Source organism: Gilliamella sp. B2828 (assembly GCF_026537125.1).
Classification (GTDB): Bacteria; Pseudomonadota; Gammaproteobacteria; order Enterobacterales; family Orbaceae; genus Gilliamella.
In genome coordinates this window covers 70,111-93,410 of record NZ_JAFNMU010000009.1, presented here as the reverse complement: position 1 = coordinate 93,410, position 23,300 = coordinate 70,111, and the positions used below count along the sequence as shown (strand labels likewise).

Annotated in this window: 21 protein-coding genes; 6 read left to right on the top strand and 15 right to left on the bottom strand. The window is 34.5% G+C overall.

Annotated features, from left to right (window positions below; all coding sequences use genetic code 11):
• Positions 1 to 28: 28 nt before the first annotated feature.
• From J3U19_RS08810 to fdrA, 8 genes are all read right to left on the bottom strand, one after another.
• Entirely contained in the window at positions 29 to 751 is a 723-nt protein-coding gene (locus J3U19_RS08810; protein WP_267341427.1) for an amino acid ABC transporter ATP-binding protein, read from the bottom strand.
• On the bottom strand, positions 738 to 1,499 hold the full coding sequence (locus tag J3U19_RS08805) for an amino acid ABC transporter permease (RefSeq protein ID WP_267341429.1): 762 nt from the start codon (positions 1,497 to 1,499) through the stop codon (positions 738 to 740). Before J3U19_RS08805 ends, J3U19_RS08810 begins: the two co-directional genes overlap by 14 nt.
• 25 nt (positions 1,500 to 1,524) lie before the next feature.
• Entirely contained in the window at positions 1,525 to 2,301 is a 777-nt protein-coding gene (locus J3U19_RS08800; RefSeq protein ID WP_267346075.1) for a basic amino acid ABC transporter substrate-binding protein, read from the bottom strand.
• A 280-nt stretch (positions 2,302 to 2,581) separates the two neighbouring features.
• Positions 2,582 to 3,814, bottom strand: coding sequence for a pyridoxal-phosphate-dependent aminotransferase family protein (locus J3U19_RS08795; RefSeq protein ID WP_267341433.1), 1,233 nt, complete (start codon positions 3,812 to 3,814; stop codon positions 2,582 to 2,584).
• 64 nt (positions 3,815 to 3,878) lie between these two features.
• On the bottom strand, positions 3,879 to 4,802 hold the full coding sequence (allS, locus tag J3U19_RS08790) for an HTH-type transcriptional activator AllS (RefSeq protein WP_267346074.1): 924 nt from the start codon (positions 4,800 to 4,802) through the stop codon (positions 3,879 to 3,881).
• Between the two features lie 3 nt (positions 4,803 to 4,805).
• Positions 4,806 to 5,762, bottom strand: coding sequence for a DUF2877 domain-containing protein (locus J3U19_RS08785; RefSeq protein ID WP_267346072.1), 957 nt, complete (start codon positions 5,760 to 5,762; stop codon positions 4,806 to 4,808).
• Between the two features lie 3 nt (positions 5,763 to 5,765).
• The gene (locus J3U19_RS08780) at positions 5,766 to 7,022 is read right to left on the bottom strand and encodes a DUF1116 domain-containing protein (RefSeq protein ID WP_267346071.1); all 1,257 of its coding nucleotides are present in this window, start codon (positions 7,020 to 7,022) and stop codon (positions 5,766 to 5,768) included.
• A gap of 13 nt (positions 7,023 to 7,035) precedes the next feature.
• Entirely contained in the window at positions 7,036 to 8,700 is a 1,665-nt protein-coding gene (fdrA, locus tag J3U19_RS08775; protein WP_267341440.1) for an acyl-CoA synthetase FdrA, read from the bottom strand.
• 420 nt (positions 8,701 to 9,120) lie between these two features.
• Between fdrA and allC the strand changes: the two genes are divergently transcribed.
• The 5 genes from allC to allD all read left to right on the top strand — a co-directional run bounded on the left by allC (position 9,121) and on the right by allD (position 14,589).
• On the top strand, positions 9,121 to 10,347 hold the full coding sequence (gene allC, locus J3U19_RS08770) for an allantoate deiminase (RefSeq protein ID WP_267346068.1): 1,227 nt from the start codon (positions 9,121 to 9,123) through the stop codon (positions 10,345 to 10,347).
• Positions 10,348 to 10,359: 12 nt separating this feature from the next.
• On the top strand, positions 10,360 to 11,619 hold the full coding sequence (locus J3U19_RS08765; RefSeq protein ID WP_267341444.1) for an MFS transporter: 1,260 nt from the start codon (positions 10,360 to 10,362) through the stop codon (positions 11,617 to 11,619).
• A 142-nt stretch (positions 11,620 to 11,761) separates the two neighbouring features.
• Positions 11,762 to 12,541 (top strand): (S)-ureidoglycine aminohydrolase, encoded by a 780-nt coding sequence (gene allE / locus J3U19_RS08760; protein WP_267341446.1) that lies wholly within the window; start codon positions 11,762 to 11,764, stop codon positions 12,539 to 12,541.
• 41 nt (positions 12,542 to 12,582) lie between these two features.
• Positions 12,583 to 13,506: a carbamate kinase gene (locus J3U19_RS08755; protein ID WP_267346065.1), complete on the top strand. Its 924-nt coding sequence runs from the start codon at positions 12,583 to 12,585 to the stop codon at positions 13,504 to 13,506.
• Between the two features lie 33 nt (positions 13,507 to 13,539).
• Entirely contained in the window at positions 13,540 to 14,589 is a 1,050-nt protein-coding gene (gene allD / locus J3U19_RS08750; RefSeq protein ID WP_267341449.1) for an ureidoglycolate dehydrogenase, read from the top strand.
• Positions 14,590 to 14,908: 319 nt separating this feature from the next.
• Here the strand turns inward: allD and J3U19_RS08745 are convergent, their stop codons facing one another.
• The gene (locus tag J3U19_RS08745; protein WP_267341451.1) at positions 14,909 to 15,598 is read right to left on the bottom strand and encodes an OB-fold protein; all 690 of its coding nucleotides are present in this window, start codon (positions 15,596 to 15,598) and stop codon (positions 14,909 to 14,911) included.
• 655 nt (positions 15,599 to 16,253) lie between these two features.
• On the opposite strand from J3U19_RS08745, the gene asnA reads away from it, so the two are divergent.
• Complete coding sequence (gene asnA, locus J3U19_RS08740; protein WP_267341452.1) at positions 16,254 to 17,246, top strand: aspartate--ammonia ligase; 993 nt, start codon at positions 16,254 to 16,256, stop codon at positions 17,244 to 17,246.
• Between the two features lie 46 nt (positions 17,247 to 17,292).
• Here the strand turns inward: asnA and tenA are convergent, their stop codons facing one another.
• The 6 genes from tenA to J3U19_RS08710 form a co-directional block, all read right to left on the bottom strand.
• Positions 17,293 to 17,955, bottom strand: a complete 663-nt coding sequence (tenA, locus tag J3U19_RS08735; protein WP_267346063.1) for a thiaminase II — start codon at positions 17,953 to 17,955, stop codon at positions 17,293 to 17,295.
• Between the two features lie 338 nt (positions 17,956 to 18,293).
• Positions 18,294 to 18,650 carry a DUF1161 domain-containing protein gene (locus J3U19_RS08730; RefSeq protein WP_267346062.1) on the bottom strand — a complete coding sequence of 119 codons (357 nt, stop codon included), beginning with the start codon at positions 18,648 to 18,650 and terminating at the stop codon, positions 18,294 to 18,296.
• Between the two features lie 127 nt (positions 18,651 to 18,777).
• Complete coding sequence (locus J3U19_RS08725) at positions 18,778 to 19,002, bottom strand: hypothetical protein (RefSeq protein ID WP_267341457.1); 225 nt, start codon at positions 19,000 to 19,002, stop codon at positions 18,778 to 18,780.
• Positions 19,003 to 19,711: 709 nt separating this feature from the next.
• Positions 19,712 to 19,975, bottom strand: a complete 264-nt coding sequence (locus J3U19_RS08720; RefSeq protein WP_267341458.1) for a SemiSWEET family transporter — start codon at positions 19,973 to 19,975, stop codon at positions 19,712 to 19,714.
• A gap of 281 nt (positions 19,976 to 20,256) precedes the next feature.
• Positions 20,257 to 21,480 carry an MFS transporter gene (locus J3U19_RS08715; protein ID WP_267346061.1) on the bottom strand — a complete coding sequence of 408 codons (1,224 nt, stop codon included), beginning with the start codon at positions 21,478 to 21,480 and terminating at the stop codon, positions 20,257 to 20,259.
• 35 nt (positions 21,481 to 21,515) lie between these two features.
• Positions 21,516 to 22,916, bottom strand: coding sequence for a PLP-dependent aminotransferase family protein (locus J3U19_RS08710; protein ID WP_267341461.1), 1,401 nt, complete (start codon positions 22,914 to 22,916; stop codon positions 21,516 to 21,518).
• Between the last annotated feature and the right edge of the window lie 384 nt (positions 22,917 to 23,300).

The window sequence follows — 23,300 nt, the reverse complement described above, 5'->3', positions numbered from 1 at the left end:
TTTTTCAAATCATTAACTAAATGAATAACTAGAGCACTTTACTTAAAAATAACTGTGTCCGTTCATTTTGTGGATTTTTGAAAATCTGATCTGGTGATCCTTGTTCTTGAATAATTCCTTGATCAATAAAAATCACTCGACTTGACATCTCTCTGGCAAAGCCCATTTCATGAGTTACAACCACCATTGTCATACCTTCTTGAGCTAATGATTTCATGACAGCTAGAACTTCACCAACCAATTCGGGATCGAGTGCAGAAGTTGGTTCATCAAATAACATTACTTTAGGATCCATCATTAAAGCTCTAGCAATGGCAACACGCTGTTGTTGACCACCTGAAAGCTGACTTGGGTAAGCATCAATCTTATCAATTAATCCGACTTTAATTAATAAACTTTCTGCTTTGGTAATAGCTTCGGATTTAGCCATTTTTTTGACATCACGAGGTGCTAAAATCAAATTATCTAACACTGTCATATGCGGAAATAGATTAAAGCGTTGAAACACCATACCCACAGATTCTCGCAAGCGATTAATAGGAATTCTTGGATCATGTACTTTAAAGCCATTCACTTCAATTTCACCTGCGGTGATATCCTCTAACCCATTAATGCAACGCAAAAAAGTACTTTTACCTGATCCTGAAGGACCGATAATGGAAATAACTTCTTTTTCCTGAAAATCGCATGTTATACCTCTTAATACATGGATATCGCCAAATTGCTTTTGTAGATTATTAATGTGAATCACTTTTGCCTAACCTTTTTTCCATATATTTAACCAGTAGGGATAATAAAAATGTCATAGACCAGTAAACTAAAGAAATGACTAGATAAGGTTCAGTATAAACTGCATTCGCCGCACCAGCCGTTCTTGCTGCATAAGCTAAATCAACCAATCCGATTGCCGAACCTAAGGAAGAATCCTTTAAAATCGCAATCGCATTATTACCTAAAGGAGGAAGCATTCGTCGAAAAGCTTGAGGTAAAATTACTTTACGCATAGTACTACTATAACTCATACCTAAAGATCGTGCAGCTTCCATTTGTCCTTTATCAATAGATTGAATGCCAGCTCTAAAGATTTCTGAAATATAGGCACCTGCATTTAAAGTTATCGCTAAAACACAAGAAATAAATGCACCATATTGCACTCGTAAATAACGCGCGGTTTCAGGCGATATTAAATAATCTGAGACCAAAACACCCTCTCGAGGGTGTAACAAAAATGGCATGATAACAAAATACATAACCATAATTTGAACAAATAAAGGGGTACCGCGAAAGGCGCTTACATAAATTTTAATTGGCCATTTCACTAATATTGATAAAGTGTATTTATAAATACCGTGCTTTACTTGAGCGACTCGACCAAGACCTAAAATTAATCCCCAAAACGTACCAAACACTACACAAACTAGAGTACAGGTAATGGTCATTATTGCGCCATCAATAAACAGAGGCAAATAATCACTAATCACTTCCCAATTAAACTGCATAAATCAAATATCCTATTGCTGTAGATTAATTAATGGGCAAAGTTGGTACATTTTCATCAAACCATTTTGCATAAATGGTAGCATAAGTACCATTAACAATAATTTTTTTAAGTCCTTCATTAATACTATTTAGTAATTTATCATTTCCTTTGGCAACAGCTATACCAAAATATTGAGCTTCGAAATTTTGATCAGCAATTAGATTGAAATCTTTTCCTGGATGCATTTTAATATAAAACTTAACTACCCCAACGTCACTAACCGCAGCATCAATCCCTTCTTCATAAAGATCTTGCAACAAAAGAGGAGTATTATCAAAACGTTTGATCGCTTTGCTATTCATTCCTAAAACTTTTGAAACAACCACATCCCCCGTACTGCCATTTACAACGCCAACCGTTTTTGTTTTTAAATCTTCCAATGAAGTAATACTAGAGTTTGCTTGGGTCACAACTACTTGTTCAGCGGGAAAGTAAGGAAACGAAAAATCGACCGATTTTTTTCGTTTATCGGTAATAGTAATACCTGAAATAATAATATCACGTTCACCATTGTTCAAACTTGCAAAAATACTATCCCAAGGTGTATTAATTAATTTGATGTTAAAATTCTCAACATCAGCAATCGCTTGAATAATATCAATATCGAAGCCTTCTAACTGACGCTGATTATTTTCATATTCAAAAGGTCGGTACGTACCACCGGCGCCTACTACATAAGTTGTTGCCTTATCTGCGTAACTTAAATAACTAGAAACTAATAAAAAAGCAGATAAAATTAACGAAAAACAAGACTTAATCATGGTAATTCCTATCTATAAATAAATATGAAAAACATAATAGCTTTTAAGGGAAATAATGCAAATTAATATTTAGATTTCATTATATTATTTACTTTTTTGAGAAGTATTAAAGGATTAATGAGTAAGACAAAGTTGAAAAAAGAATTCAATTTTCAATTGAAATAGAGAATTTTGTCATCTTAACAACAAAAAGCAGAGTATTGCTCTGCTTTTTTAAAAAGCATTATTTTTTGATTTTTATGGTTAAACTATAATTGAGTGTTTGTTATAAGAATATGATTTATTGTTGATAAATATTCCAAGCCGCCTGTAATCCAGCGCCTTGAATGGTTTTGAAACCAACACGATTTAATACTGCTTCAAAGGCAGTTAATGTTTGTAAAACACACTGTTTTCTAGCGTTATAACCCATAGTACCAATACGCCAAACATTACCTTTTAGAGGACCAAAAGATGCACCAATTTCAATACCAAAATCATTGAGCATTAAACTACGTACTTCTAGGTCGTTAATATTTTCTGGACGTATAACCCCAACCACATTGTTCATTTTATGTTTAATATCACCAAACAAATCAAGTCCCATTGCTTGTAAACCTGCGACCATAGCCGAACCATTAATGCGATGACGTTCAATGACATTATCCAATCCTTCTTGCAATACTATACGAGCACACTCTCTGGCTGCATAAAGCATAGAGGTAGCTTCAGTATGATGGTTAATCCGTTCAGATCCCCAATAACGAATAATCATATCAAGATCAAAATAGTTCGAATATATCATTTCATCACTACCACTGCTATCCCCTTGATCTCGGATACCAAGTTCAACACATTTGCGTGCTTGAATGATTTCAACCATTTTTGGACTTAATGTTAAAGGAGCCACGCCTGGAGGTCCACTCAAGCACTTTTGCAAACTCACTGACACACCATCAAGTTGCCACTTATCGACTTCTAAATCGTTACCAACAATTGAAGCGGTTGCATCAACGTAAGAAAGCACACCATATCTACGACAAATTTCACCAATTTTATTTAATGGTTGAAGTAAAGTAGTTGAAGTATCACCTTGCACACAAAGTAACAAGCGTGGCTTAATTTTTTTTATGGCATCTTCAATTACATTAGGATCGAATACTTCTCCCCATGGCACTTCAATAGTATGCACATCTGCTCTACAACGATGAGCAATTTCACAAAGTAATAAACCAAATCGTCCAAATATTGGCACTAACACTTTATCCCTTGGACGAAGGGTTGACACAAGAACAGCTTCAATGCCAGCTCTGGCGGTGCCATCAATAACAAAAGTTTGTTCATTTTTGGTTTTAAATATGTCACGATAAAGCGCCATCGTTTGATTCATATAATCAGTCATAACAGGATCGAATTGACCAATTAAAGGCGCAGCCATTGCTCGCGTTACACGTGGATCAGCATTAATTGGACCGGGTCCCATCAGTAATCGTGCTGGTGGATTAATTTGATCATAGTTATCTAAATCTAACATGTGATTTTCCTTGAGTTAAGTCTTGTTTATTTGTTAACAATCACGTTTAGTTGTGATGAATTGTTTATCTTTTTACATCGATATTTTTTAAAAAACTACTGGCTAATGGATGGTGGAACTTAAATAAATTAACAATTTCGCTCATCACTCTTCCCTTATGCGACTTTTTCCATGCTAAAGATAATGGTGAAGGTTTACGTTCATTAATCACTTGGCATTGAATTAAATCACCCGAATCCAAATACTTTTGACAAACCGAACGTGGTAAAAATCCAATCCCTAGCCCTTTTAAATGACAGGATAATTTGGTTGTAATATTAGGCACAATAATTTCAGATTGACTTGGCAATAGCCACGCAACTCGTTTATTCATATGAATTGATGTATCTTCAATATTTATAGCGGGATATTTACGTAATGTTTCATTTGATAACGGACCTTCTAGATGAGTGATCGGATGATTTTTTGCTGCAACAAAAACCCAATTAATTTCACCTAATGGAAAAATATTAATCATATTATCTAATGATTCAGTTCCTGTTGCCCCAATAGCAAGATGATATTCACCGTATAATAACGAATCCCAAACGCCCATATATACTTGTCGATTAAAGGTAAAATTAGTAAATGGAAATTTTTTTTGCAAATGGCTTAATAGCTCCGTGACCGCATCAACATCATAGAGTAAATTATTAATGGTCAGATTAATTTTGCGTTCGACGCCATTGCGTATTTGATGTAGCTCTTCAGGCATAGTAGTCAACCAAAGTAGCCATTGGCTGCAATGCTCATAGAGATGTTGACCTGCAAGAGTTAATGATACTGTTCGTGTTGTGCGTTCAAACAATTGAGTATTAAGATCCGTTTCCAATGATTTGATACGATAACTAATGGCAGCTGGAGTTTTAAATAACAATTTGGCTGCTTTGGAAAAGCTTTTACACTCAACTACTTTTGTGAAGGTTCGCATAGTTTCTGTATCTAACATTATTCAATCCTTTATAACAAAACGATCAATACCCAACCAGATCCCTAATAAAAGATCGGCTCCTGATGTGTGTCCATAATTTAAAAGATTATGAATTGCACAATGGTTATACCTATGTTGATTCAGGCGTTCAATAACATTTAAAACAGGTAATGAAAATTTACCTTGTAATGCATATTTTAAAAATGTAGCACTAATTTTTGTTGTCAATACCTCTAATGGCAAATTCTGCAATGTCGTTTTTATTCGTTGTATTTTGGGTTTAAAACGATGATCACAGAAAAGTATTGCAATTATTCCGACTATAATATCATCAAAGCTAGGAGTTAAACCCGGACCTAATCCAATAAATTGAGTAATATTTACTCTTTCCCCCAACATTAAACTATTCAACCTATTACATAAACTTATTAGTTCTGGTGCGGGGTTGTTGACAATATTTTCTCGAAGTAACCCAAATAAGCCTGTTGGATAATTTATCTGCATGAATAATTGTCTAATCGCGGTTTTATCTAATTCGGTGTGTGTTCTACTCTTTAATGTCATATTGCAGATATGAGTATTATAACTTAACAAAATATCGCCGAGTAATAAATCACCATTACTCTGTTGTCTTAGAGTTAAATAATCATTAGCTAGCATAGTTTGAATTACATTAAAATCATCGGTTTTAACAACCCAACCCATAGGTGATAAACCACTACCATATTGATGTAATGTGACTAATTGTTGCTGGTGATTGATTAAATTCACTGTATGTTCATGTAAACTAAATAGAGATAATTTTCCCTCTACATTTGGTGCATGGGCACTGATGATTAATGGTTTAAATTGCTGTAAGTGATTTTGGGTTGATGACATGAAAAACTGCCGATTTGCATCGGCAGCAAATGATGTTGCCGTAAGTGAAGTACTTATCGCTTTTGTTTGTAATTTATTCTCTGCATATTTACATTTCATAAATTAAACTTTAAGTTTTTTGGCTAATGCCTCGAGTGCTTTTTCAAAACAGGCTAATGGAGCACGTACCGTTCCTGCACCAATTTGACCCACACCGGCCTTTTTGTGGGCAATGCCAGTATTGATTAAAGGCGTGATACCCGTTTCAACAATGCGGCGAAGATCAAGACCTAAACAGCATCCTTGGAAGTTCCAAGATGGAATTTGTAACAACATATTATGGTCAAGATAGATTTCACTCATCTCTTCTGATACTTCATATGCAATATCTACGCCACCTGCGCCAACGAATCGGGTTACTCCTGGCGCAGCTACCATAGCCGCACCACCAATACCAAAAGTTTCAGTAATAGCGCTATCACCAATATCTGGATTGGCTTCATTTTGTGAATAGCCAGTGAAAAATAGACCTTGCGGAGTATTAACAGGTGCAGTAAACCACTCATCACCTAAACCACTGACCTTGATGCCAAAATCTTTACCATTACGCGTCATAGCTGTAACAATAGTCCCTTTTTGAAGATATGCTGCACTGTCCATGACCGATTTACAAAATGCCATCGCTAGATTTAAAAAGAACTGATCCGTTACACTTAAAAATTCAAATATTTTAGCCAGTTCTGTTTTATTGCGATCAAGCATAATTAATTTAGGTGACAATGTTCTTAGCAATAAAGCTGAAGCCGCAATATTACGTTGATGAAACTCATCACCCATAGTAATGGCTTGTGCCATTAAGGCTGTAAGATCAATTCCATTTTCAAACAGTTTAAGAGCATCATTTAATGCTGGTCCTAACGACTCTTTCATCCAATGGTGACGATTGAGTACTTCTTCACCATATGCACCAAAGCGCATTACTTTGCCAATACCCTCGTTCAAATTACAGTACGCTCGATTACCATGAGTGAGGTTCTCAACAACTAACATTGGCATATTGGCTGAAGTGATACCGCCCATCGGTCCAACCGCATTAACGGAATGACATGGAATGAATTCAACTCCACCATTTTCTAATAAATCCAAAGCTTGTTTTTCATCACTCGCCCATTTTTCAAACAGACAGGCGCCAATGCATGCCCCCTGCATTGGTCCTGTCATATCTTTCCAGACAATAGGAGGACCAGCATGTAATAACTTATAATTTTGTGCTAAAGTCGGTATAGCTTCTTTCGCAGCAACTACCCCAATCCAATGTGGTCTAGCGGCTTTGATTCGCTCCATAATGGCTTGGTTTGCTTCATTAATTACTTTATTCATTCGTCAAAACCTCTTAATTTAATTTTTTCAAAATAGCCGCTAATGTTGGATTTCCGCCAGCTATTGGTGTCCATTGATAATGCACAACAGGGACATTGGATGATTGAAGATCTTCTGCAAAACTACGCAATCCAGCATTGATTACGCTTATATGATTAAGCAAAGGATATGTTTTATGTGAATTTGATGATGTGATTGGTGTAATTAATTTTTTAGCTAATAATATCGCCTCGAACAGATTATCCATCACCACAATATTATTCTCTGTTAAGGTATCAATTTGCTTTCTACGGCATTGTGGATCTTGCTGTGAGCCCGTTACCGTAGCGATAGCAATTAAGGGATTATCCGCTGAGCGCGCTGCACTGGCTGCTTTATATCCGGCAATAATTGATTCAGCAGGATTTGAGTTAGCGCCATAACCAATCACTAAATCAAGTAATACTACCCCAACTGACTTTTGTTCCCCTAGTTTACTAATTTCTTGTTCACGAATAGAAGGATCAATCATTGGATGTGGTCGTCCAACAGTGTAAAAATCATCTCCAAGATCAATAATTTTATGACCGTTTTCATCAAGCAATATGCCTTTATCATGATTTTTTCTGACTGATAAATGTAACTCTTGTGCAAGTAGTATCGCAGCTTCTGAAGCCAGAGTTCCACCGGTATAAAGTCCTGAAATCGTTTTGTTAGCTACCTTATGTAATTGATGTGCAACTATTTCTACTTTGGCTAATAAACACGCTAAACGTGCTGCTTCATCTAATGTTTTGACAAAATAGATATTTTCATCTTGTGCTTTGTCGATAGTTGATCCTAAAAACAGTGCCACAATTGGCTTTTTAATCAGCTTCATGGAAGCAATAACTTTTCCCCTCACATTTTCAGCAGGAGGTTTTGAAATAAACGCAATGACTTGACTTTGCTCATCTGCCGCGAGCATCTTTAATGCGGTTAAAGCGCTTATTCCCTCTACCTCTTGCGATAAATCACGCCCGCCTAAACCAATAGCTTGTGTAATACCTTGGTTTAATAACGCAATTTGTGAGATGACTTCTTGAATACCTGTACCCGATGCACCAATTACCCCAATGTTCCCTTTGGGAATCACATTGGCAAAAGCCAATGGAGCACCAGCAATAATCGCTGTACCACAATCAGGACCCATCACAATCAAATCTTTACTAGAAGCCTTAGTTTTTAATCGAATTTCATCTGTCACAGGCACATTATCTGAAAAGATCATTACATTTTTATTATCATCAATGGCTTGTTCAGCAAGATCTGCGGCGTATTCACCAGCAATCGATATCAACACTAAATTTGCGTCAGGTAGTTTTTGAATTGCGCTAGCATAACGTCTTGCTTTGAGTAATTTACTGCTACCTTGCTGCTGAACGATATTTTTTAACGAGTTTTCAAGCTTTACACTGATTAGATCCACAACATTAATTGAATCATTATGCGTTTTAATGGCAACACAAATATCATTCGGGGAAGCCTCATTAAATATATCACTCCAAAAACCCGTTGCTGTAAGTAAGGATTTATTGGCTGGTGTCCCCATCATGACGGAAACTTCATCAACTTCGTCAAGACTACTCAGCTTTTTTGAAATTAACATTAAACTGACCGAATCTTGAAAGCTTCCTTTTTTTATGAAAGATTGAATCATGCCAATTGCCTCTCAGTTATTTAGTAATTCTTTATTTTTAAATATGCAATAAACGTAAATTGATAAATAACTTAAATAATTATTACCAATGGTATTTGTTAAACGCCGATAAATCGTTATACGTTTATCTATCAAATTTAAAATTTCACACTATTTATATATTACGAAAAAAACTGAGAATAAATAGGTTATATGTCACAAATCAATAACTTATTATACTAAAAAAATTCTTTATAAATCATTATGATAAGATATTGTTAAAAATTTTTTTATAATAGTAACTCATTAAATTAATTAAATTTTATAAAACTAAAAAAGAGTGTTTGATCACATTATTATTTGTTATTAATAGTATGTTACTTATCAAACATAACCAGAATAATTATTAATAATAGAATGATTAAAAATAGGTAGATGCTTATGAAAATCTTACATGATGATGTGGCAAATGCAGTAGAGTGGATATCCAGTTTTGGGGGACTTGAACAAGGAGGAACAACGCGTTTACTTTACACAACTCAATGGCTTGCAGCACAAAATGCATTGAAAGAACGTATGACAAATATTGGTATGCAAAGCTATTTTGATGATGTGGGTAATTTATATGGTCGCTTTGAAGGTAGTAAATTTAAAGATCAAATCATTATGTCAGGTTCGCATGTTGATACTGTTGTCAATGGTGGAAAGCTAGATGGGCAACTCGGTATTATTGCCGCCCTACTTGCCATGCAATACTTGAAAGAAAACTACGGTCAACCACTTCGTTCCTTAGAACTTATCTCAATGGCAGAAGAAGAAGGCAGTCGCTTTCCATATGTATTTTGGGGAAGTAAAAATGTTTTTGCGATTGCAAACAAAAAAGATGTGGAAAATATCACTGATGAAAAAGGAATCAAATTTATTGATGCCATGCAAGCGTGTGGATTTCAATTTAGTACTCAACCTGCACGCAGCGATATTAAAGCTTTTTTAGAAATTCATATTGAACAAGGTGGTGTACTTGAAAAAGAACAAAAAAGTATTGGCATTGTAACCAGTATTGTTGGTCAACGACGCTATAACATCAGACTTATTGGTGAAGCAAACCATGCAGGCACCACACCAATGGGTTATCGTCAAGATGCAGTGTATGCTTTTAGTTGTATCTGTCATGAATCCATTAATAAGGCGCTAAAAGTAGGCGATCCTTTAGTGCTGACTTTTGGTCATGTTGAACCAAAACCTAATGTTGTTAACGTCGTGCCTGGTGAAGTGCTATTTACTATGGATTGTCGCCATACTGATAAAACCGAATTGATTAGATTTACTGAAGAAATCGAAGCGGATATGACACGTATTGCTAAAGAGCTAGGACTTAAAATTGAAATCCACCGCTGGATGGATGAAGACCCAATACCAATGAACAACAAACTGATCCATATGTTAGAAGACATTTGCAAAAAAGAGAAGCTCAGTTATCGTGTAATGCACAGTGGTGCTGGACATGATTCACAAATTTTTGCTCCACGGGTACCTACCGCTATGCTGTTTGTACCTAGTATCAAAGGCATCAGCCACAATACCGCTGAAGATACCAAAACCGTAGACTTAGTTGAAGGTATAAAAGCGCTGACCTATGCCCTTTATAAATTAGCTTACCAAGAATAATGAGGAGTTAGCATGACAACAGTTAACACAATAGCTAAAGCAGGCGGTATTCAATATTGGCATAAAATAGTAGTTTTATTGTGTCTTGGTTGGACTGTAATGTGGATCTATCGTCCAGTCCTTACCGCTATCTTTCCGGAAGTCCAACAAACTATAGGTCCGCAATCCAATACTGAATTAGGTTTAATTGCTAGTTGCTATTTTTTTGCTTACACCGCAATGCAAATTCCAGCAGGAATGTTAGTTGATAAGTTTGGTAAAAAAGCCGTGGTTATTCCCGGTTTCTTATTATTTGCTATCGCCGCTTTAATCATCGGTAATGCGCATTCCATATTAATGATTTATGTTGGAAGTTTATTAGCTGGCTTAGGTTGTGGTTCTTATTATGGTTCAGCCTGGTCACTTTCAGCCGAAAATATCCCAGCAGAACATCGTGGATTTGCTTCGGCAATTATCAATACGGGGTCGGCCTTAGGAATGGGCATAAGTTTGTTGGCTACCAGTTTTTTAGTGAAATCATGGGGTATGCCATGGGAATACATGCTTTATATTATAGCAGCTTTAATACTTTGCTTAGTTGCAGGATTTGCTATTGTTATAAAAGAAAAACATAAATTAAAACAACAAATTATAAATAATACAATCGATAAACAAACGACAATTTCGCCCATTCAGTCTGAGAAAAAACACCGTTTCTTCAGTATTCAAATGATTTCCTCTTACATTATATACTTTGCAACATGTTATGGATACTACATGATTGTCAGTTGGTTACCAAACTTTTTGGAAACTGAACGTGGATTTACTGGTGGAAGTATTGGCTCAGCGTCATCATTGGTAGCCTTCGCAGCAATACCTGGTGCCTTAATCATCAGTAAAATATCTGATAAATTTAGAAGTAAACGTCTACTCTTCATTATCGTATTAGAACTGATTGCTGCTGCAACCTTATTGATTACCGTACAATCTACAACCATTAGTTTTTTACTTGCGGGATTAATGTTTTATGGATTATTTGGCAAACTCACTGTTGAACCGATATTGATTTCACATGTTGCCGAAACAGCGCCAAAATCCAATTACGGCACATCCTTTGGTGTCTTTAATTTTTTTGGCATGAGCTCATCAGTAATTGCACCGCCATTAACTGGTTACTTAGCCGATCTTACTGGTACTAAAATCACTGGATTTTATGTTGCCATCGGCATATTGGTCGTTGCTACACTAATCTTCATGCTGATCAATACGAAAAAAATGTCAAACAACCAATAAACATCATTACCGGCCAAATACCTATGCCGGTTAAACAAATCACTGCTTTTTATAAGTTGGGATTGCTATTACCTAAATAAAAATCAACGAAACATTCAATAAAAAATAGTCAAAAAATCGTCATTTTACAAGGAGAATGAAAATGGGGTATATCAATAACAACACTGGTTATCCAAAAGATTTACTTGCCTCCAGAGCCATTATTAAACGCCATAATTACGCATTAATACCGCCTGATGGATTAGTCAAAAATATCATTCCAGGATTTGAAAACTGTGACATTACCATCCTATCCACGCCAAAATTAGGGGCATCGTTTGTGGATTATCTTGTCACTATGCATCAAGATGGCAAAAATCAACAAGGTTTTGGCGGTAAAGATATTGAAGTTTTTGTTTATGTGATTAGTGGTGAAGTGACAGTAAAAGCCGGTGATCAAACCTATAATCTTAAAACAACTGGCTATGTATACTGTCCTGCAGGAGTTAAACTGTATTTGCAAAATAACGTCCCATTGTCACGACTATTTTTGTATAAACGCCGTTATATATCGCTCGTAGGTCATCAAGCACATATAGTAAGCAACCATGCTCAAAAGCTAGATTACGTCTGTTACGAAGATATGGATAACGTATTTGTGCAAGACCTACTACCTAAAGAGCTCGGTTTTGACATGAACTTCCATATATTAACTTTTAAACCAGGAGCGAGTCATGGGTACATTGAAACACATGTTCAAGAGCACGGTGCATATTTACTTAGTGGTGAGGGTATATATTTGCTTGATAATGAGTGGATACCAGTCAAAAAGGATGATTATATTTTTATGGGTGCTTATGCACTGCAAGCTTGCTACTCTGTTGGCAAAGAGCCATTAAGTTACATCTATTCTAAAGATTGCCATCGAGATATAGAAATATAAATACAAAACTAGCAACCATAAAAAATGATTAAGGAAACAAAATGGAACTTATTGTCATTGCTTTAGGCGGTAATGCCATTGCTAAACGCAAACAACTCTTAACAGTAGATAATCAATATGAAAATATAGATGCAACAACGAAAATTATTGCCAAACTTGCTGGTAGATATCGATTGGTAATTGTACATGGCAATGGACCACAAGTAGGATTATTGGCTCTACAAAATCAGGCTTATACTCAAATAACTGCCTACCCGTTGGATATTTTAGTTGCCCAGACACAAGGCATGTTAGGTTATATGATAGGGCGCAGCTTACAACAATATAAAAGAGTTAATAAAGTTGTGACACTATTAACACAAGTTGAAGTCGATGTGCACGATCCCTCATTTAAGCATCCAACTAAGTACATAGGCCCCGTCTATCAACCCGATTTGAAGCAAAAATTGGAAGCACAATATGGTTGGACATTTAAGAAAGATGGACAATATATTCGTCGAGTTGTCCCATCACCGAAACCGAAGACAATACTTGAAATTGATACCATACAAAAATTACTAACCGATGATACCATTGTGATATGTAACGGTGGTGGAGGTATTCCAGTAATAAAAGACGAAAAGGGTTATAAAGGTATTGAAGCAGTGATAGATAAAGATTATTCAGCTGCAAAACTTGCAACACAACTCAAGGCCGATCATCTGATGATCTTAACCGATGCCGATGCAGTTTATGAAAATTGGGGAACACCTGCCCAAACTGCGTTACGTCATGTCACCCCTAAACAACTAAAACCACTCGCTGTTGACGATGGTGCGATGGGTCCCAAAATAAAATCTGTAATTGAATTTGTCGAAAAGACAGGAAGCAGGGCTTATATTGGCACTTTGACCGATATTGAAGCGTTATTAGATACCAGTAAAGGCACTATTGTCAGCCCATCAAATCAACAATGTAATGAGTAAATAAACATATTGATAAAAGACAGGAGTTTTACTATGAGAGTTGATAGACAAACCTTACACAATTTAATCGCGAAAAAACTGCATAAAGCAGGTTTAACAAATGAACATGCTAATATTGCTGCCGATGCCCTATCCTTTGCTGATGCGCGTGGTATCCATTCACATGGTGCGGTACGAGTTGAATATTACGCCGAACGTATCGCCAAAGGTGGTATGACTCCTAATCCTAATGTCACTTACAAAGAAACTGGGCCTGCCAGTGGGATATTAGATTTTGACAATGGTTGCGGTTTGGTGGCCGCTAAAGTTGGCATGGACAAAGCAATAGCAATGGCGAAAAAAAATGGCATTGCAGTGGTAGGTATTCGTCGTATGTCACACAGTGGTTCACTTTGTTATTTTACTGAAATGGCCGCTGAAGAAAACCTAATTGCGATATCAATGTGCCAATCTGATCCGATGGCTGTACCTTATGGTGGTGCAGAAGAGTTTTTTGGTACTAATCCTATCGCCTTTGCTGCACCAACTGCCGACGATCGCCTTGTTTCCTTCGACATGGCTACCACAGTACAAGCTTGGGGAAAAATACTTTATGCTCGCTCCAAAGGTGTTCCGATTCCGCCAACCTGGGCTGTAGACGAACAGGGAGAACCAACAACCGATCCCCATAAAGTCAACGCTTTGTTACCAATAGCAGATGCTAAAGGTTATGGGTTAATGATGATGGTCGATATATTGTCAGGCATTTTATTGGGCCTTCCATTTGGTAAAAACGTATCATCAATGTATGCCAATTTATCCAAAGGACGCGATCTTGGGCATTTGCATATTGTGATCAATCCCGATTATTTTATCGGTATTGAAGCATTCAAAAAGAATATGTCAGCAATGCTTAACCAACTTAAACAGGTCAAACCAGCTAAAGGAAACAGTGAAATCTTTTTCCCTGGTGAACGAGGCAAAAAACGCGAAGCGAATTACTTAAAAAATGGTATCGATATTGTAGATGAAATCTACAACTACTTAATGAGTGATACTATCCACTACAATCGGTATGATCATAAAAATAAGTTTGCAGAATAAAATATTCCCCCGTGTAAGTAAACAAGGGGGGGATGAACATTGCCCCTTCAATAATTTTTATTTAATAATCCCTGTATGAACAGGGAACCTATAGCTTCAATTACTATTCTTTTCGTCTAAACGGTTTATCCCTGTACATACAAGGAACACAAAAAAACTGCGTGATATTATAGTATAAGTGATGAATTGATGTACATACCGATAACATAAACTGTGTTAATTTAAAACATAGAAAAGTCTACTGTTAATATAAAGCGGCAATTTTTTAATAATGTAAAATGAAAATCAATTTGTTGGAATCAAGCCCTTTCGGGCTTTTTTATGGGTGAGGCATTGTAAATTGTTTGGCGTCATCTTTAATGCTATCCGTTACTATTTTGATGATAGCATTCATATCATCTGGGTTATTTTCTAATTTTTTTTCATCTAATCTATTAGGATTCTGAATATCAAATTCTTTAAAACTCAGATAAATCGCTTCAAAAAAATCTTTTGGAACGTCCCCTTCTTTTAGTTGGCTGATATTATTCATTATCCTTTCAAGAAAGTTTTGAAGATAACTGTCAGTAGTGACGCAATTTTCTAACGACGGAAATTTGTTGTCTTTTATACCTAAACAAATTAAGTCTAATTCACTTCCCTTAATAATACTCTGCATATCATCTTTATTTTTCAATTTGATAACAACAAATTCAGATGGATCCTCATCACTTGCAATAATATATGGGTTACCATTTAAATCCGTTTTAACATCTGATGCTTCTGCTATGATATTAACTAACTTCTGATCGTATGTTTTTTCGTAGTTAATCAGGTCATTACTGAATTCTTCATTTAAAGCTGATACAGATACAGTTGGTATTTTTTCACCAATAATTGATTCACCGTCTGTTTTAAAAACAGCAATATCTTCATTTATAAGCAACTCAGTTAATCTTTTTGCATTATCATTGGCAAAAGCATTGAAACTCATTAGAGTGAATATTGAGATAGCAATTAAATTTTTCATTCCTTACTTCCATTTATTATCGAACCAAAACAGATGAAAAAATAATTAAATTTTTTCATACCTTAAATCTTATTTTTTGTAATAGTATTTTATTTAGATGCGTTGAGCAATAAAAAACCGCCAAAGCGGTTAGATGAATTAATTATGAGTCCATCTGAACAGACACACTTCGGCTAAATTATGCAATTAAAACATCATTTAATCGTTCATTAACTATCAAACAATTTTTAATAGTGTTACTTCTCATTGTTAGTGAAATAACCCTGTATTAACGATCTTTATTGCTTCCACTATTGATATTTTGGGTGGCATTCTTATGTAACTTTGTTAAGAAATTTTTTATATGCAAACTAATACACAAGTCTGTTATGCTAAATTTATTAGTTAATATTAAAAGTAAACGGTTATACTGGATCTACAGTATATTTTCCTTTATAACCGTAAAGTTAATTAAAATTATTTATTGATTTTTTACTGAAACGTAAGGTTAACCTGAAAGTTATTTAACAAAATAAACTATCTATCATCGATTAATTCAAAACCATAATTGGTTGAGCAATATTGCTGTTATTTGCATTTAGCTTATTGTACCTTGCAAATTTTTATTTTCTAGTTTACTTTACCTATACAAATTATAAATAATTAGAGACTAAACATGCAGATATCATTTAAAGAACAACAACAAAGAATCAGCTTTGTTAAACAATTTTTTGCCGAGAAGTTGGCTGAAAACTTATCATTAATTGAAGTACAAGCCCCCCTACTAAGTAAAGTTGGTGATGGTGTACAAGATAACCTATCTGGCACTGAAAATGCAGTGCAAGTTAGGGTAAAAACAATCAATAATGCCCAATTTGAAGTGGTACATTCACTCGCTAAATGGAAACGTAAAATTTTAAGTAATCATCATTTTACCATAGGAGAAGGCTTATATGCTAATATGAAAGCACTACGTCCTGATGAAGATTGTCTTTCACCTATTCATTCCGTTTATGTAGATCAGTGGGATTGGGAGAAAGTAATCCGACCAGAAGATCGTACTTTAACCTATTTAAAAAGGACTGTTGAAAAAATTTATTCGGCTATTAAAGCGACCGAAAAAGCAGTATCGGAAAAATATCATCTCTCCCGATTTTTACCTGAATCAATAACGTTTATGGACAGTGAGCAACTTTTAAAACGTTATCCAAATTTATCACCTAAAGAGCGTGAAAACTCCATAACTAAAGAGCTTGGTGCCGTGTTCTTAATTGGTATTGGAGGTAAATTATCAAATAACGAAAAACATGATGTGCGCGCACCGGATTATGATGATTGGAGTACGGATAATGAAATGGGTTCTAAAGGATTAAATGGTGATATTTTAGTTTGGAATCCAGTTTTGAATAGTGCATTTGAAATTTCATCTATGGGTATTCGTGTCGATTCAGAAACATTAAAACGTCAATTGAAAATCACTGGTGACGAGAATCGTTTGCAATTTGCTTGGCACCAAGCTTTAGTCAATGGCGAACTATTACAAACCATTGGTGGCGGAATTGGTCAATCTCGTCTAGTTATGTTGCTTTTACAACAAAAACATATCGGTCAAGTGCAAGCGAGCGTTTGGGATGAATCAACCAAACAAAATTATACAGAACTTCTTTAGTTTGCAATCAACATACTTTACCTTAAATGGTAAAGTATGCTTATTACTAAAAGCTCTTATCCAACCCCATTTGCCAAAAATCAGCTTCAAGTTGAGTAGCATGTTTAAATAGTGTCTTTAACTGTTCTAAGCGGTTTGTATCTATATTTAATAAGCGCTGATCAATCCAAGCAATTTCATTTTGCATTGCTTGTTGAAACTCCTTAGTAACATACATTTTGATCCAACTGGAATATGGATTATTTTTCGCATTATACCAATGTTGTTTTTTTAACCAATTGGCAATCATGCCATAACCGATTAAACAAGGAGCCAATACAATGTGTAAGTCTAAAATATCACCTTTTAATCCAACATCAAGCACATACTGTGTATATGCCATATTTGCTCTGGCTTCTGTTAACGTGTTGAGTTCATTTTCAGTTATTCGCCATCTTTTACAATATTCGATATGAAAATCAAGTTCAACTTCAACGATGGTTTTTAAACTATTTAAAGATTGCTTCATTTCAGCAAGATCATGACTTTTATACACAGCAAGTCCCCAAGCTCTAGAAAAATTGAATAAAAATAGATAGTCCTGTTTTAAATAATGTTGAAAACAAGTGATATCTAATGTTCCTTTGCCTAATCGTTGGATAAACTCATGTTGAATATAATGATCCCAATCGGCTTGACATGATTTAATAAGTGAGTAAAACGATGACATAACAGCTCCTTTCTAACAACTCAGTTACTAACGAGTAAAACAGACTTGCACAAAAAGCGTCTTTTAAACTCCCTTAGTCGGTATTAATCAAATCAGGTGCTACGGATAGAGTTTCGGACTATAGCACCATAGATAAATAAAACATTCGGAATAATGAGAAACGTTTACATGAGTAATAATTTATTAAGAAATTTTACTCTTTATTTGTTCTTCTATTTTTTGACTAAAAATGAATCTTTATTTTTATCATTGCCGTTCAGCAGGTTTATTAGAAATCTTTGCAGAGTTAACTTATTGCACTTATTCTATTAACGTCTATATCGATTATTTGAATCAATTTAAGGTTCCTGATTTTTGATAGTTGGTGGGGGGGCAGCTTCTTGTTGAGCTGAGGTATCAGATTGAGTATTTTGGTCTTGTGTAGTTGGTGTTTGTTCGATTGATTCAGTAGTTAAGGAGATATCTTCAAAACGCACATAGACAATTTTTTGTTGACCACCATCACAAGATCCAACAATTTTACTTTCATTTTGTTGATCTGCTTGATCTACTGGTATAAGTTTTAATTGAAATTTAGAAGGAGCAACACCATTATTTTTTATTTTTTCTGCTATATTGGCACTAATGTTCTCACAATTAGATGCTATAGACATCGCGGGTAAACCTAATGAAAGAACCAAAACTAACTTTTTCATTTCCTTTCCTTTAAATATACAACTACTAATATTATAAAATTATTGGTGAATCTGTCTATTTGTGTTAAACATAATTGTTTATAAAAGCAAATAAAGATAAGCCTAATATAAAAAAATGAAATAGCGTTTACAAGTGTTGAATTTCCAATAATTTCAATCTATTCACAATCCAAGAACGAATATCGTTTAACTCATCTTCCGATAAATTATTCACAAAATCCCTTTTTTCGTGCAATTTTTTACGATCATCTTGAGTTAATACTACGCCTTTTAAATTTAACAATACCTCTTTACGATATACGGAGTAGATGAATTCTCTAATCAGGTCATCTGAAAAATTTATCTCAGTCATAATATTCATTCCTTTTGTCTTGTCATTACCTACTTAACAACGATTCGCTTAAATTAGCCAGTCTTTAAGGTTAATATCATCAACTTCTTCGAATAACAAGTTCCATCAATCCTAAAATTTAAATCCTTATCAAAGTATTATTAGCACTTTTACTATAATAGTATATTAAACTCTTTACAATGGACAAATATTAATCATTAATAAAATTTTTTTAATGATATATCCCCAAAATTATTCACTATACTATTTGATAAGTATTTAACAAACCTGTTGATAACTCTTTATAGTATTGATTTATAATATTATTTTTTAAAGGCCAAATAGTGACCACTTAATTTTTCAATTACATATCAGGTGAAAAAGCAAGTATTTTTTTCTTATTTTTTTTAAAGAGTCAATCTTTTTATCCTAAAAATTGCAATAAAAAAGCAACAACCACATATTAATATTGATTGTTGATTATAATTATTCTTATTCAAAGTGGTGAAAAATACCATAAAGGCAACAAGAATTCTCAATAGTTAATATTTAAATTAATCAATCCATATCTTTATTGTAATACTTAAATTTGTAGTAAACAGTTAATTGCAACGATTTAATTATTTTTCACTTACTGGGATTGATATGATAAACCTTTTAATTCACGAAAAAAGCAACAAATAAGCGACAATCAATACAAATATTGATTGTCATATTACCTCACCAGAATTTATAACGCGGTTAAAAATGCAATAAAGCCAAATATTACACCAGGAGAATTAGCAATAGCAATTGGCCAATCTTTCTTTTCCCGTAATAATCCATAAAATACCCACAGTAAACAGTTGATCGCAGCAGCTAAGGGTTGCGTAGGATTAGATTTTAATCCATGAAGATTGTCAATAATTTGCGGGATATAAGAAATATACATACATAACGAAGCTGCCGTTGCGATAATACCTAAATAATGGAAAGCTTTTTCTGATAGTTTCAAAATTGTCCCCTTTTTAATTTTCTAAAGATTTTGAAATGATTATAGTCAGGTATAGTATTGCCTGCAATTACACGATTTCGGTCAAAAGAGCTCATTATCGCTAAAACAAATTAACGGGATAATCAGATGAGATTGCATCATCTGTAGAATATTTTAATTATTCATTAAGTTATAAAATGCATTGTGTGGTTTATCGGTTTATACGATCAAAACCACACAAATCAATTTATTTCAACGATTGGTGATAGTTGTAAAATTAACAATAATTAGTTTAGTTTAGTTTAGTTTAGTTTAGTTTGTTTCGTTTCATAACCTAAAAATACAATACAGATAATTGCTACTAAGATCGATAAACTAAAAAGCCCAAAAATCTGACTAATTGATACATTATTTGCCATTAATAAACCTACCATTAACGGACCTAAAATACCGCCGATACGACCAATTGATGCCGCTATTCCAGCACCCGTCGCACGAATATTGGTTGTGTATTGTTCTGGCGTATAAGCGTACATCGCTCCCCATGCACCTAAATTAAAGAACGAAAGTAATGCACCAAAAACGAATAACTGATGTGCAGATTCGGAAACGCCAAACAGATAAGCGCTTATTAATGTACCAAATAAATAGGTAACTAATACCCATTTGCGCCCGAAACGTTCAATCAGCCACGCAACGGTGAAATAACCAGGTAACTGAGCAAGAGTCATTAATAAAATATATTTAAAGCTTTTGACCATACCAAACCCTTTTATCATCATAACGCTTGGCAACCATAAAAACATGCCATAGTAAGAAAAGACTACGCAAAACCAAACAATCCATAGCATTAATGTTTGACGAAGAAATTTTGTAGATAACAATGACCGCATTTTATTCAAAATGGAATCTTTTTTGGCATCAGAATTTAACTGTATATAGGTTGGTGAATCAGGTAAGTTAAATCGTAAATAAAGGGCATAAAAAGCAGGAGCAGCACAAATTATCATCGCTCCTCGCCAGCCAACGGTTGGAAGAGGAATAAGAAAATAAGCAATCAATGCCGCAAGTACCCAACCAATAGCCCAAAAACTTTCCAATAAAACAACTACCCTACCGCGTACTTCTGGTGCCACACTTTCACTTACCAGAGTGGATGCAACAGGCAATTCGCCACCTAATCCCATACCAATAAAAAATCGTAATATAAGTAAGCTACCAAGTCCCCATGCAAAGGCACTTAATCCACTGGCAATACTAAACATGAGTAAGGTAAACAAAAAGGCCGATTTTCGCCCTTTTTGATCAGCATAAATACCAAATACAAATGCCCCAACCGCCATGCCGATAGAGTTAACACTGCCGATCCAACCTAATTGAGCAGGGGAAAGCCCCCAATCTTGCTTTAACGCGGCTAAAATAAAAGATAATAACCCAATATCCATTGCATCAAACAGCCAACCTGTGCCAGCAACAAATAACAGTTTATTAATCGATAATGATGATGATACTTTGAAATTTTCCATGATAATTAACAGATAAAATAATTTGAATTTGCTCATCAAATCAAATTCTGAATAAAATGTCCATAACTCAATCTGACTTTACCTAAGCTATCCCCAAAATCTGAACCTTGTGCAACTATCATACCTTGTGATAACAGTTGATTTAAAAACATTAATTCTTGAACCGGATTTGTCACCGGTAAATTGGCATATAAATGAAATCCACCTAATGACACTTGATAAGTTATCTCACCATTGAATTTCGAGTTTAACCAATCTATTAATTGCTCTGATCGGCATTTTAATTTATGGCGTAACAATTGTTGATGGGCTAGATAATGGTTTTGCAAATATTGTTCTGCCAATAACTGAGGTAAAATACTTAATCCTGAATCTATATGTTGGCGGATTTTAGCTAGGTTTTCAATAACGGTTCTAGGAGCAATCATCCATCCAATTCGAATATTTCGACCGATATATTTAGATAATGAGCCTAAATAAATGACCTGATCACTATTATCAAATTTTTTAATCGGCGAAATCGCTAAATTATTCTTAAAGGCTAAATTACTATAGGCATCATCTTCGACAATACCAATACATTGTGAACGACAAAAATCAAGTATTCTCTTTTTTCGTTTATCACTCATAACAAATCCCATTGGATTTTGAAATACAGGATTTAAAAACAACCATTTAACTTGATGTTGTTCGACTACTTTTGTTAAACTTTCAAGCACTATGCCTTGATGATCACATTCTATACCATATAATCGTAATCCGGCCGCTTGAAATAATGGTAAAGAATAAAAGTATGAAGGAGATTCTATGCCTATCGCATCTCCTGGTTTCAGTAAACCCTGCGTAATTAAAAATAATGATTGCTGAGTACCTGAAGTAATTAGGATCTCATCACGATTAACTTTCATAGCAAAACAGGTTTTCATGTAGTTTGCAATCTGTTCTTTGAGAGAAGGTAAACCCAACTGCATCAAATCACTCTGTTTTTCGTGCATAATTAATTCTTGCGACGAAATGTTGGGTAAATGTAATTTAGGGATTAAATCTGTGGGTAAATCTCCATTAGCAAGATCATATATTTGATTTTTGCTGTTTCGTATTTTGTCAATTTTTTGCTGATACAGTGTTTGTTTGTTTTGATAAAAATGCCTAGGTAAACGCCAATTAATTGTCGAGTAAACTTGTACCCCCCATTTCTGATTATTTATATAAGTACCGCTACCTCGTTTACGAATTAATACACCGCGTTCAGTTAAAAGGTTCAACGCATGTACAATTGTTGAGCGATTAACCTGCAATTGTTTAGCCAGTTCTCGCTCCGAAAGTAATTTCTCACCAGAAATTAAAATCCCCTGTTCAATATAATATTCAATGAGTTGAATAACTTTTTTGAATAATGGACCTTTAAAAGGTTCAAGTTTTTGTTTATGCCACATATTTTGCTCTTTTTGTATCGTGGTGATAAATTTAATTTTTTGAAACGATTATTAATTGTGTTTTTTCTACTGCCATTATGATTTTTATAAGGTTATTTTTTGACGATGTAAAATGCCTTTTCATATAAAAAAATTTTATTTCGAACAAAGAAACCGATAAGTTGGCTCAAGCGTATAATTCTTTTATTGATGATATAAACTTTGTTGCGATCTGCATTGCAAAACGAAATTATCGTTTTGAGACAAAAGTTATTTAAGTAATGTTTAAAAATGCATTCCAACTGCCTGATTTAAACCGAACACAAAAATAAAATTGGATGGGTTAATTATAGTCCAATTGGCCGTTTATTCCACTCTTATCTTTATGAATAATAAAAACCAACT